The 12,654-nt window shown below is 44.6% G+C and carries 12 protein-coding genes; 3 read left to right on the forward strand and 9 right to left on the reverse strand.

Annotation, left to right across the window (positions count from 1 at the left end; translation table 11 throughout):
• The first annotated feature begins 107 nt into the window (after positions 1–107).
• Positions 108–623 (forward strand): hypothetical protein, encoded by a 516-nt coding sequence (locus tag BLV50_RS18450; protein ID WP_072733858.1) that lies wholly within the window; start codon positions 108–110, stop codon positions 621–623.
• Between the two features lie 55 nt (positions 624–678).
• Here the strand turns inward: BLV50_RS18450 and BLV50_RS18455 are convergent, their stop codons facing one another.
• From BLV50_RS18455 to BLV50_RS18485, 7 genes are all read right to left on the reverse strand, one after another.
• Positions 679–1,377 (reverse strand): hypothetical protein, encoded by a 699-nt coding sequence (locus BLV50_RS18455; RefSeq protein ID WP_064641594.1) that lies wholly within the window; start codon positions 1,375–1,377, stop codon positions 679–681.
• The gene (locus tag BLV50_RS18460) at positions 1,374–2,255 is read right to left on the reverse strand and encodes an ATP-binding cassette domain-containing protein (RefSeq protein WP_064641593.1); all 882 of its coding nucleotides are present in this window, start codon (positions 2,253–2,255) and stop codon (positions 1,374–1,376) included. Before BLV50_RS18460 ends, BLV50_RS18455 begins: the two co-directional genes overlap by 4 nt.
• Positions 2,252–2,632: a GntR family transcriptional regulator gene (locus BLV50_RS18465; RefSeq protein WP_063565917.1), complete on the reverse strand. Its 381-nt coding sequence runs from the start codon at positions 2,630–2,632 to the stop codon at positions 2,252–2,254. Before BLV50_RS18465 ends, BLV50_RS18460 begins: the two co-directional genes overlap by 4 nt.
• Before the next feature lie 98 nt (positions 2,633–2,730).
• On the reverse strand, positions 2,731–2,901 hold the full coding sequence (locus BLV50_RS18470; RefSeq protein ID WP_082935338.1) for an aspartyl-phosphate phosphatase Spo0E family protein: 171 nt from the start codon (positions 2,899–2,901) through the stop codon (positions 2,731–2,733).
• Between the two features lie 241 nt (positions 2,902–3,142).
• Entirely contained in the window at positions 3,143–4,525 is a 1,383-nt protein-coding gene (locus tag BLV50_RS18475) for a hypothetical protein (RefSeq protein WP_063565846.1), read from the reverse strand.
• A 274-nt stretch (positions 4,526–4,799) separates the two neighbouring features.
• A complete protein-coding gene (locus BLV50_RS18480) occupies positions 4,800–5,717 on the reverse strand; it encodes an aldo/keto reductase (protein ID WP_063565845.1) in 918 nt (305 codons plus the stop codon).
• A gap of 174 nt (positions 5,718–5,891) precedes the next feature.
• Positions 5,892–6,782 carry a diacylglycerol/lipid kinase family protein gene (locus tag BLV50_RS18485; protein WP_090809298.1) on the reverse strand — a complete coding sequence of 297 codons (891 nt, stop codon included), beginning with the start codon at positions 6,780–6,782 and terminating at the stop codon, positions 5,892–5,894.
• Between the two features lie 487 nt (positions 6,783–7,269).
• On the opposite strand from BLV50_RS18485, the gene BLV50_RS18490 reads away from it, so the two are divergent.
• Entirely contained in the window at positions 7,270–8,790 is a 1,521-nt protein-coding gene (locus BLV50_RS18490; RefSeq protein WP_090809300.1) for a leucine-rich repeat domain-containing protein, read from the forward strand.
• A gap of 170 nt (positions 8,791–8,960) precedes the next feature.
• On the opposite strand, the gene BLV50_RS18495 is transcribed toward BLV50_RS18490, so the two are convergent.
• On the reverse strand, positions 8,961–9,875 hold the full coding sequence (locus BLV50_RS18495) for an AraC family transcriptional regulator (RefSeq protein WP_072733864.1): 915 nt from the start codon (positions 9,873–9,875) through the stop codon (positions 8,961–8,963).
• 119 nt (positions 9,876–9,994) lie between these two features.
• Here BLV50_RS18495 and BLV50_RS18500 point away from each other — a divergent pair, with 119 nt between their 5' ends.
• On the forward strand, positions 9,995–11,332 hold the full coding sequence (locus tag BLV50_RS18500) for a glycoside hydrolase family 30 protein (RefSeq protein ID WP_090809302.1): 1,338 nt from the start codon (positions 9,995–9,997) through the stop codon (positions 11,330–11,332).
• 120 nt (positions 11,333–11,452) lie between these two features.
• Here BLV50_RS18500 and BLV50_RS18505 read toward each other — a convergent pair whose 3' ends face one another.
• On the reverse strand, positions 11,453–12,415 hold the full coding sequence (locus tag BLV50_RS18505) for an endo-1,4-beta-xylanase (RefSeq protein ID WP_063565840.1): 963 nt from the start codon (positions 12,413–12,415) through the stop codon (positions 11,453–11,455).
• Positions 12,416–12,654: the final 239 nt, after the last annotated feature.

Genomic DNA, 12,654 nt, shown 5'->3' on the forward strand with positions numbered 1-12,654 from the left:
TGATGTGAATCCTCAAACAGGTGCTATACTGCACCTGTTTTTTGATGCTTATCTTTTCACCTATGTATGTTATAATCACCACTACCCAACACTAACAGGAGGAAAATATGCTTAACGTTGAACAAAAGCTTGAAGTGCTACAATCGTATCCCCAACTGCAACGCAAAGATGTTTCTCTCGGCCGTGTTAATTTCCACTACGAAGAAAGTGCGTACGAGAAAAAGATCGTTGCTCTCCATATTCATCCTAACGGTAACGGTTATATCTATGCAGGGCTGCTGCCCAACTATGAGACAGATAATAAAGGATTCGTCAATATTCGTGATTACTCCGAAGCAGATCTACGCACATTGTTAGATGAAACGATTAAAGCAATGTCAACCAATCCCAACGCAGTAGAATCAGAAGAGCCAGAACAAGCCAAAGCTGCTCCTACATTGGCTACAACCTCTACCGGTGGCGGAACATGGGTCGATGAAGATGGACATACACTTACTTTAAAATATGAAGATGACATGTGGTATGTGTATTCCGGTGTTAATCTGGATATGGCTTTCGAAACGCGTAGCGAAGCAGGCGAGTATCTCAAAGAAGAAGGATTCAAACCACAAGCTCAAGCTTAACTCATACAAAAAAACACGAGGCGTGTATGTACGCACTCGTGTTTTTCTGATCTTATCAATCTTTTCTGCCTTTCATTGTAAGCGGTGCATTCTTCATCATGGGGTACGTGCTCAGAAGCAAAGCACCTCCAATGACTCCCAGAGCAGTGAACAATGTCATGCGATTGACTCCCGCAATCCACAACATAAACTCACTAAGATCGGTCAAAGTAAATACCAGCGTGACGATTAAGCTAAATCCAAAGAACAGACTGAAAAAATTGCGCATCCCCAATCTGATCCAACAGACGGTTGAAAAGATGGACAGTCCCAGCACGAGAAAACCAATCATCAGATCGATCCACAAATAGGAGAAAAAATGATATTCGCTTGAGTACAGCATGCCTGGTTGATAAAAGGTTACGCGAAGTGTTCCATATTCAAGGAGAAGATGCGTAATAAAATAGATTATATTCAGGATGGTAATTGTGCCTATGACCATCCAAACCGAAATGATATAGAAGGATTTCATGAACTGAATGCGTGTACTCCCTATACCTATCGCAACCGGAAACAAGGTAACGATTCCCGCAATCGCAAAAGCACAGATCCCTCCATACATTGGACCACAAAGTTGTGTAGTATAAGCAATATCGAAGATGAATCCAATGGCCAGATAGACTACAGTAAGCATAAGGGTGATGAAGGAGAAGATCATCAAATACCAGCGCATATCATCCAGAATCAGCCGATTCGTACCTTTCACCGAGTTCATCGCTTAATCCCCTCCTGATTACGCGTCCTGTTAACCAAATAATCCTGTAATGTCGCCTTCTCAATGGAAAGCCCCTGCGTATGAGCGATGTCTTTCCACGTTTTCGAGTATGGCTCATCAATCATCACTTTCAAGGTCGATCCCATCTGGGAAGATTCTATGACCTTCACGTCTGCGGTGACTCGATTGATATCTTCTATTCTCCCTGTTAGAAGAACTCCTTTTTCGCGCATCTCTTCCATCGACTGATTAAACAACACTTCCCCTGCTTGCAGAACGATAAGGGACTCACATAAAGGCTGAATTTCCTCAATATGATGGCTTGATATTAGAATTAGACGCGGGTTATCTTCATAAGTCTCCAGTAAAGCATTGTAGAAATATTTACGTTTCTCAGCATCAAGTCCATTGGTGGGCTCATCAAGAATCGTTACCCTTGCGTTACTGGCAAGACCCAATATCATCTGAGCGGCGGTCTTCATGCCTTTTGAGAATTTGACGATCTTCTTCTTCTCTGGTAATTCGAAGATGTCGATTAGTTGCTCGGCAAGAGCCTGATTCCACTGAGGATGGAAGTATTGACCGAATCGAACCATGTCCTTGATCGTCCAATTTCTACCCAGGGGATGGTTCTCCTGGATATAACACAGGTTCTCCTGCGCAGCCAAGTTATTGTATGGATCCTGGCCCATCACTTGAATGGTTCCAGCATCAGGTCGGTTATGGCCTGCGAGTAGACTCATCAGGGTTGTTTTGCCGGCACCGTTTCTTCCCCACATTGCACTGATGATCGGCTCATTTTCATGCAAAGTAACGTTGTTCAGAACCGGCGTTTTTGTTTTCTGATAGCTGTAGTTCATCTGCTCAATATGAATCATAACTCACTCTCCTTATCCTTCTTGCCGCGAATCAAATCAATAATCATATCCTCATTCATGTGAATCCGTCTGGCCTCTTCAAGTAAAGGTTTAATATATTCCTCGTAGAAATGCTGTTTTCGCTCAACAAGCAACGCTTCCCTGGCTCCCTTCGCAACAAACATTCCAACACCCCGCTGTTTGTAAATGATACCTTTGTCCACGAGCATTTGAAGCCCTTTGCGTGCCGTGGCTGGATTAATATTGTAAAAGCGAGAGAGCTCATTGGTAGACGGAACCTGTTCCTCTACCTTCAATCTGCCGTCTACAATGTCATCCATAATCATCATGGATATCTGATGAAAAATGGGCTGAGATTCATCCAAATTCGATTTCATGCGATTCCAACTTTCATTCATCGTTAATTAGTTAGTCGGTTAGTTACTCATGTGACTAACTATAGTATACGGAAACCAATATGTAAATAGGCGAACCACTAATTAATCAAATTTTTCATTTTGGCTCGATTGTATTGATTAATAAGACCGTCCAGAACTACAGATTGCTGGATGACTTCAGGATGAAGCAGACTACCGTATTCCGACTGTAAGCGGTGAAGCTGTTGTCTGGCTTCTTCGATCTGTGACATTAACTTCAAGCAATCCATAGTACCCCTCCTTTTTGTCATATTTTAGTTTATTATGCCAATCGATAGGCCGCAAGGGGTACGACATACTTATTCTTCCACCAGACGCAAAAAAAGACGCCTCTGAATGAATATTCAGAAGCGTCCCTTGGCTTAGGCTTATGTCCCTAAACCATGGTCATTAGTTCGGTAAATTGAAGGGTTCGGAACTTCCTCAGTGGGGACAGGTCCAATAACAGGAGCAACGATGTTCACCACTATACTACATGTAACTATCAGCAAAGCCAGCTTTCTCTTCATTGAGTTTCTGCACCTCACTAATCAAAATTTTGTACTGCTGTATAGCTGTGTCAGACGCATAATCCCTATATTGCTCAAATAGCCCGACACCTCTAAGCATACCTCGTCCGTCACTAATTTCAAGTGAAAACCTCAAACTATCAAGAACAAAATCTATTCCCTTGGCAAATTCATCTTTTTTAAGGTAATAGGTTCCCAATCCTGCCAACAGACGAACATAGCGATCATCCGTTACCTGTTTGCTAACTTTCCCAATTCGATTACTTTGTTCTTGATAAGTGAAGTAGGATTCGTATTCCTTTAGTACATAGTCAATATTCATATCATAGCGATTTGCAGCTGTTACAATGTCACACAGTGCAGGGAAAATCTCATTTTCTTTCGTTGAGATGTAATCGAGATAGTCAGGCAATATCTCAAACTGTCCAGCCATTAATTGATATATATAGCGATTTCCTTCAGCCCATTCCTGGAATTGATTAATGACAACCAGCTCATCCGAATCAGGCTTTTTTACCCAACTGTAGTCCGTATATAAAGAAACATATTTCAGTGCAATTTCATAATTATTTAGATGGAAGTTAGCACTTCCAGATGCCAAATAGGCATACATAATATAAAAGATAATCGGTCGTTTCGTCTCTTCCTGTTTCCGTCTTCCATTCAACTCATAATGAATGGTCGCTTTTACTTTCAACTTTTCAGAGAGCTCCTGAACCTTGCTCCACCTGTGAAGAGATGCAAAGGCATTGATCAGTTCGTTAAGCGCATCCAGCTGATAGCGTTCATCCAGCCGATCCACATAGTATTCGAATTGGGCCGCAATGATTAGATTTCGTTGCTGATCATTGCTCAGCCCCAATCTGAATAGTCGATACTGACATAGTGCAAGCCGTTCGGAGTGTTGCATTTTCTCACTTTCGGCTATCGTTTCATATAGTAGAACGGCCGGTTTGAATTTACCAGCATGGTAGAATTCTTCAGCCAGATCAAATAACAAAGGAATATAAGATAGATTATCCATCATCAACCGGATAACATCTTCAATACAATTCAATTTATCCAATTCTGCACATCGATGAAGGAATGGTCCCAGTCTTCGCCAGTCAGGGGCAGCATGGACAAAACACTCATCTATATACAATTCATAGAAGTAACCTTCTTCAAGTCTCATAGCTGAAGTGATTCGATCCAGCTGCTGCATCGCAATCGGACGATTCTTATTCAAAATGTTGCTCAGCGTACCCGAGTTAATTCCTGACGTTTCCGAAAAAAGACTAATGGACATCTGCTCACGCTTCAGATAACTCTCTAAATGATCGCGTATCGTGGTTGTCGGCTCCAAACTAACACCACCCTCCAAAATAAAAAACCATAAACAGGATTAACGGTATGCAAAAGTAATTATATGTAATAATTAAGCAAGGGTCAATAAGATAAATTCAACTAATTTGTATTAATTACAAAATAATCCTTTTGTTAAAATAGAGGCCCTACCCTTATTTTATACCGGGAACGAATAAGCATCAAATAAAGGATAAAATAAAAACACGAGCGCTATATACGCTCGTGTTTTACATGCAATACAGCAGATCATTCTGCTATGTATTGATTGGGGTTTATGGCAGCACATTGCCAGCTGCACGATAGATTTCGTACCACTCTTGGCGTGTAAGGTGAACATCGCCAGCTTTGATGCAATCCTGCAAACGCTGGATGTTCATTGTACCTGTCACGGGCTGCATTTGCGCCGGGTGACGCAGCAACCAAGCAATTGCGATGGTCGTGTTGCTCACTTCATATTTTGCAGCAATCTCATCGATCTTCGCATTCAGTTCCGGGAACTTATCGCTGCCCAGGAATACGCCTTCGAAGAATCCGTATTGGAACGGGGACCATGGTTGAATCGTGATATCGTGCAGGCGACAATAATCAAGAATACTGCCATCACGGTTAACCGCGGCATCGTTCTCCATATTTACGTTGATTCCACTGTCAATCATCGTGGTATTCGTAATACTCAACTGCAGCTGATTGGCTACCAGTGGCTGTTTAACGTATTTTTTCAACAGTTCGATCTGGTTCGGATTCTGGTTGGATACCCCGAAGTGACGCACTTTACCTTCGCGTTCCAGCTGGTCAAAGGCTTCAGCCACTTCTTCCGGTTCAACCAAGGTGTCCGGGCGATGCAGCAACAACACATCCAGGTAATCGGTTTTCAAGCGCTGCAGAATGCCATCCACCGAATTCAAGATGTGCTCTTTGGAGAAATCAAACATGCCTTTGCGGATACCGCATTTGGATTGAAGGATCATATTTTCACGAACCTGGGGATTCATCTGCACAGCCTCTGCAAAGATCTCCTCACACGCTCCGTTTCCATAAATATCAGCATGATCGAAGAAGTTCGCGCCTGCTTCCATGGCGGAATGAACAAAATGTTCAGCTTCTTTGCTGCTTAATGAATTAATTCGCATGCAGCCAACGGCTACAACCGGTATTTCGAGTGCGCTGCTGCCAAGTTTAATTGTTCTCAAGATGATTTCCCTCCATATTCGAATAGTATCGTACATTCATTCTCATGATCTTTGCCAACTAGTATATACTTGTCTTCCGTCTATGATTGTGACACAGAACTGCAATCGGTTTCAATGGAATTTTAGAATTCTTATATGGAATAATGGAGGTTTTTTTCTGCATCGTTCCTCCACCTACACTTCTTCCGGGACTATCACTTCAATATGCCGAGGCAATACACTGATTTGAATGGGCAGAGAGGGCCCTTCTTCTCCATCCACATTTGTGCGAATGGCTTCTGTAGAACGGACGTGAACTTCTTTTGCTGTAAAATAATCAACATCCTTATGGTTCTTCAAGTTGCCAAACAACAGGGACGTTCCGAGTGTTACCGTATTAAAGACATTCATGCTACGGATCACAAAACAATGAATTAACCCATCATCCACCGCTGCTTCCGGGGACAATTTCTCAAAACCTCCAACCGAATTGGTCAGTGCCGCGAGAAAAAGTGGAGACTCCCCTTCCCAAAACTGCCCGTCATACTCAATAGTTATTGGCTTGGCCGGTGTATTCATCAGGTCTTTTAATCCTTCTTTCAAATAAGCGAATGAACCCAGCTTCGACTTCTCTTCCGATGATACCGAAAACAACGCCTCTGCCAATGAACCAGCTGCCACCACGTTGGCAAACAGACGATCATTGATTTTACCAAGATCCACCTTATGGATCTGCTCCGAACGTAACTGCCGAATGGCTTCCTCCGGATCAAGCGAGATATTCAGCGCACGCGCAAAATCATTCACCGTACCCAGCGGCACCACACCCAGTCTGGGACGATGCTCCTGATCCATCATGCCGTTAATCGTCTCATGCAGCGTCCCATCTCCTCCGATGGAAATGACGAGATCACAGCCATCTTTGCAGGCACTCAGACAGTAGTTGGTCGCATCTCCCTCACCAGCCGTCTCATTGACCACCACTTCATACTGCTGTGATTCAAGAATTTCTTGTACCTGGGACACATATTCCTGAGCCTCTTCTTTACCCGACGATGGATTACTAATGATCATGGCTTGGCGCATACCTGCATCTTCTCCTCCAAATGGCATTCTTACTTCATTTATACCCTTTCTGCCATGGAGTTGAATAGCATCTGGGGGAGTTGTACAATATTTTTTGAAAAAGATGGCTGGAAGAGTGCAGTATGGGGTTTGTATCATATAGAATAGAAGTAGATGTTCTACCTGTCATGAATTTCTTGTTCCTTTTGCCCCATGATGGGTTAATAACTATAGATGTGTTTTTATTCGTGCCTGCATAAGTTAAACTGGTCCATTTACACTTACCACTCCGATGGCAGAACAACCTTCCGATCACTGTTATCCCCGGATTTCCTTGATTCCCTTTTTCTAAAGGGAGAAATCCCGTGATAAAGGTGACCGCTTCGCTTCTTCAGGTTATTTCTGCCCTCTCCGTTATCGTGTAAATATTGTACTTACCTTATATATCATCGAAAAAAATCAATCTGTTCGGAGTATTTTAAAATCGGAATCGGAGGGAATTCATGCAATGAGAAGAATGACTCTACTATTTCTAGTCTTCATCCTGAGTCTTGGGGCGGCTGGGCAAGCGATGGCCTATACTACGGCAGACTTGGGCGAAGGAATCATCAAAGATCCAGCACTGGAGAACGGACTGAAGCTGATCCTGAACAAACCGGTAGATGCCCCTCTAACCTCCTCCGATCTGGAGCAGTTGCACGTAGTGGATCTGAGCAATGCAGGCATTCAAAGCCTGTCCGGTCTGGAATACGCCACGAATCTGACTCACCTCCGGTTATATGGCAATGAGATTGAAGACCTAACACCGCTGGCGCATCTGACTCGGCTTCGCGAGGTTGACGTTCGCAATAATTACATTACATCGATTGATGCACTGGCTGATTTGAAAGACCTGGGACGGCTGTATATCAGCAACAATTCCATTTCTTCCATAGAAGTTGTACGTGGATTCACCCGATTACATACGTTTCACGCCAGCGGTAACCAGATTACTAGTCTCTCCGCACTGGCGGATGCAGATGATCTTCAATGGCTTGAAATCTCGAATAATGCGATAACGTACCTGACACCACTGGCGGATAAAAGAAAACTGAAACAGCTCAATGTGGCCAACAACCACATTCATACACTGGATGTACTAGCTGATCTGCCGAATACACTTCAGAAGCTGAATGTGGCAGGCAACGAGATCTCCGATCTGATGCCCTTGAACCATATGACACGCCTGCAGGCGCTAGACTTCTCCGGGAATCAGGTTCAGCATCTGGCACCCTTGGAAGATCTGGTAGGGTTGAAAGAACTGAATGCGGAGTCCAATCAGATCTATGATCTGGAGCCATTACGCCAGCTGTCCAAGCTGGAAGTACTGAAACTGTCCAATAACCGGGTGTGGAATCTGTCACCGATTGCCGGTTTTACTTTTACAAGAAACAGCTCTGCAAATACAAATACGATAACGGATATCTCGGCTTCCACTTCCTTATCCTCCGGTACGCAGACCTCGGTCTCTGAACCGGAACCTGCCGGACTTACGGTGCAAAATAATTATCTGGATGTTGCGAACGGTAGTGACACGATGCGCCTGCTAAACCAGATGAATGTGCGGGAGCAGAAGCGTACTCCACAGGGTAATTTTCAGCGGCTTATTGAAGGCTCTACCACAGCCTATGTCGGGGATCGTGCTTACGCACTGGAGGCTGCACCTTTTATCGATGAGGGACGGACCTATGTACCGCTCCGTTTTGTCTCCGAGCAGTTGAATGCCAGCGTGAACTGGAATCCGGATACACAGGAGGTTCAGATTGCGCAGAATGATACAACGATTCATTGGACGGTGGGCAACAAACAGGTGGTTGTGGACGATACGCTTGCTATAAATGATGCACCCCTGTTGATGAAGGATGGAAAGGCGTTTGTCCCGGTACGTTTTATTTCGGAGCAATTCAATACGACGGTTGCGTATATCGGAAGCAGCAAAACGATTCTGATCTTCGAAAACAAAGCGCAGGACGAAAATGTACAACCTTAATTAAGCAAAGCATGATCAGCACCGCGCACTTATCTCAACTTATCTTAATGCACAATTCAATTCATATGCCCTCCATGTAGATTGTTACATGCACAGCGAAGTCCCCGTCTGAACATCAGCGGGGATTTTTGATGAGCATTAAACTAGATACGAGCTGGCAGGAATGCAGTTTAATCAAAAAAACGGATGCTGCCCATGGTCTGTCTGTATTCACTGGGACTCATGCCAGTCCATCGCCTGAACTGCCGACTGAAGTGCGCAAGACTGGAATATCCGAGCATGGTGGCAACGCGAGTGAGGTTAAGATCAGGCTGGTGTATTAGCTGCTTAGCCTCGTGAAGCTTCAGTTCGGACAAATATCTGCGCGGAGAGATGCCGTATACTTTCTGAAACGTCTCCAGAGCATATCCAGGGCTGATTTGAAGCGAGGCCGCAATCTCTTCAATCCGAATCTCCTTATCCCCCAGACCTTCCCGCTGGATATTCCCGGCATTGAAGCGGCTTTTGATTGCCTCAGCAATCAGTGTTGCATAGTGCGCCACAGTAGGCGATACGGCTTCTTGGGAACGGGAGAAGCTTTGCTCTGCCAATATCGCCAAAATCTCCAGCAAACCAGCCTGCATACGGAACAGATCTGATGTTGTATATTCTTCTCTGTGCTGAAGCAGATCCACCCATTTCATCATAACTTCCGTTAATCGCTGATTATCCTCGCCGCCACATGGGAACAACATCTGCACATGTCTACTCATCTCCTGGCGAAACAGAACCTCATCTACATTGAAATGGGCAATAAAGTAGGTCAGCCCCTGCTCCTGATTACATTCATTGGTATGTTTGCATCCAGGCGGGATAAGCAATATATCTCCTGCGTGGAGATCATAACGGATGTTCTCCAGTATCGTCGTCTGCGATCCTTCCAGAATCAGTATCAATTCAAAGGCCAAATGCGATTCCAGCGGCACTTGCCAGCCTCGCTTTACCTTCTGCATGTGAGCACCAAACAGCTTGACGTTCCAGTCCGTCGCAGGCAGCCATCGGCTCTCCGGAGATAGATAAGAACGGTATGGTTCAGGAATGATCATGCATTTCACCACCTTGGATTAGGGCAAATTTTACGCGGTTCAGCGTATCTTCTTTTGCAATGGGACTTGATATACTGACTGTACATCATACCTAAGATTCAAGCGAGGAGGAAATTCCAATGTCCCTGACATTACATGGTTATTCCACTACACCAGATCATGCATGGAAAGAGATCTCTTATACATCTACAAATAAAAACGCTAACTTAAAGCTCACAGGTGAACAGCATCAGCTTGTAGAAGGATTTGGCGGTTGTTTTAATGAGCTTGGTTATATTGCCCTGTCCCACTTGAATGAGGAGCAGCGTCATGACGTATTTCATTCCCTCTTCCACCCGGAAGGTGAACATAAATTCAACATCTGTCGCCTGCCCATTGGCGCGAGTGATTATGCAGAGCAATGGTACAGTCACAATGAGGTGGACGGCGATGTGACCATGGAACATTTTTCGATCGAACGTGATTTCAAATATCTGATTCCATACATCAAAGAGGCCCTGAGCTATAATCCGAATCTGCAATTCTTCGCCTCGCCGTGGAGCCCGCCCACCTGGATGAAATCACCGAAAGCCTATAACTATGGAACGCTGCGCTGGGAGAAGGATATCCTGGAAGCTTATGCGCTGTATTTCGTCAAATTCGTACAGGCGTACAAGGACGCTGGCATTACCATCCATCAGGTCCATGTACAAAACGAAGTCATCGCGGATCAGAAATTCCCTTCCTGCATGTGGACAGGTGAGCAGCTACGTGAGTTTATCGCCGATTACCTGGGCCCTGCTTTTGAACAGCATGGTCTGGACACGGAAATCTGGCTGGGAACGATCAACGCACCTGATCCGTGGGAAGAATTGATCAAGAAGAAAACCAATGATTTCGATGAATATGCCGGACTGGTACTTAGTGATCCCAAAGCGTACGCCTATATCAAGGGAGTTGGTTATCAGTGGGCAGGCAAAAATGCCATCCAACGTACAGCCGCGAGCTACCCGGAGCTTCGTTACATGCAGACCGAGAATGAGTGCGGTGATGGCAACAACTCTTGGAACTACGCCAAGTATGTATTTAATCTGTACCAGCACTATTTCAGCAATGGAGTGAATGCGTATATTTATTGGAACATGGTTCTGGAGCCGAAAGGCCGCAGCACATGGGGGTGGGAGCAAAACTCCATGATTACGGTAGACCCGGATGCCAAAGGAATCATTCGGAATCCCGAGTATTATGTGATGAAGCATTTTGCTCATGATGTCGTGCCTGGTGCACGAAGAGTAGGACTGTCTGGAGCCTGGAGTGGCAAAGCCGTGGCCTTCCGTAACCCGGACAATAGTCTCGTCATTGTCATCAACAATCCGTTCAAGGACAGCCGTGACCTGCAACTGGCATATGAAGGGCAGACACTCCGGTTCGAGCTGGAGGCTGATTCCTTCAACAGTATTATTATTTCCCAATCCTAATACCCATTCAAACCACGAAATAGCGTCATGTCCCCCTACTTGATGTGGGGGATATGACGCTATATTCTTGTGCAAAGTTATGGAAAGAAATGATTCTGTAAATGATTTTGCCTACCTCGCTTAAGGATTGTTCGCAAGATAATTTCTCAGCCATTGCAGTGCTGGACGCTCTGTACCATTGGTATTCACTAAATGAGAACCGCTCACCCAAGTCTGACCTTGATTAAAGCCCCACAACGTCACACCTTTAACGGCCGAATGCTGCCAGAGGACAGGGAATTTCTGCTGGTAGCGCTGCAGCTGTGTGTTATCATCGCCGGTTATATCCAGTTCGGATACATAGATCGGCAATCCGGTTGCGGCCAGTTTGTTCAATACGGTATTCATTGTGCTGACAGAAACGTTATCCATATTAAAGTAATGACACTGGATGCCGATGCCATCAATCAGGCCTCTGCTCTTCAAGATATTGATGATCTGAACGTATTGATCAGCTGCATTCGGATCGCCAATAATCCCATATTCGTTCAGCAGGAGTTTGGCGTTCGGGAAAGCTTGTCTTGCTTGCTCAAAAGACCAAATAACCCAGTCCCACCCTGTCGCTCCATCCCCGCCTATGGCGTTACGATAGGAAGGTTTGGCATGTAATGGTTCGTTAACTACATCGACAAACGCGGATTTGGAATATCTCTGACCTGCTGCCTTGATCCACTGGATTACTTCAGCTTTCTGATCTGCAGCGGAAAGTCCACTAATCCAACCTGGCTCCTGACTTCCCCAGACAAGCGTGTGAAACTTGAACGGAAATCCATTGTTGTTGGCATAATTGTAGGCAATATCTGCCTGAGACCAGTTCATATTGTTACGCGTGGCTTCGACTGCTCCCCATTTTGTTGAATTCTCCGGCGTTACCTGATTCCAATAGGGACTGAAATTGGAGGGAACACTGCTTGCAATGATATTGCCCAAAAACTTGCTACCTTTGGCCAAACCTGCACTCACACTGCCAACCGCGACTGAGGTAGCGAGCACACCAACCAATGCCAGTGAACCTACAGTCTTAAACCATTTGGACTTGAACATGATCTTCCTCCTTTGAATTTTAGTATTCGCTTAATTAGTAAGCGCTTACAAATTCCATTTTACTGGATATATTTGTAATTATCCATGTAGAAAGTATAGCTTGTCCCTCAAAAAGTATAGATGTTGGGCACTAACATGATGACTTAACTAAATGACTTACACTTTATTATATTTACAAATCTATAAATATAGATATAATGTAATTCTGAGAACTTATTATATCGGCCATATATTTTTAT

Source organism: Paenibacillus sp. 276b (genome assembly GCF_900107875.1).
Taxonomy (GTDB): Bacteria; Bacillota; Bacilli; order Paenibacillales; family Paenibacillaceae; genus Paenibacillus; species Paenibacillus marchantiae.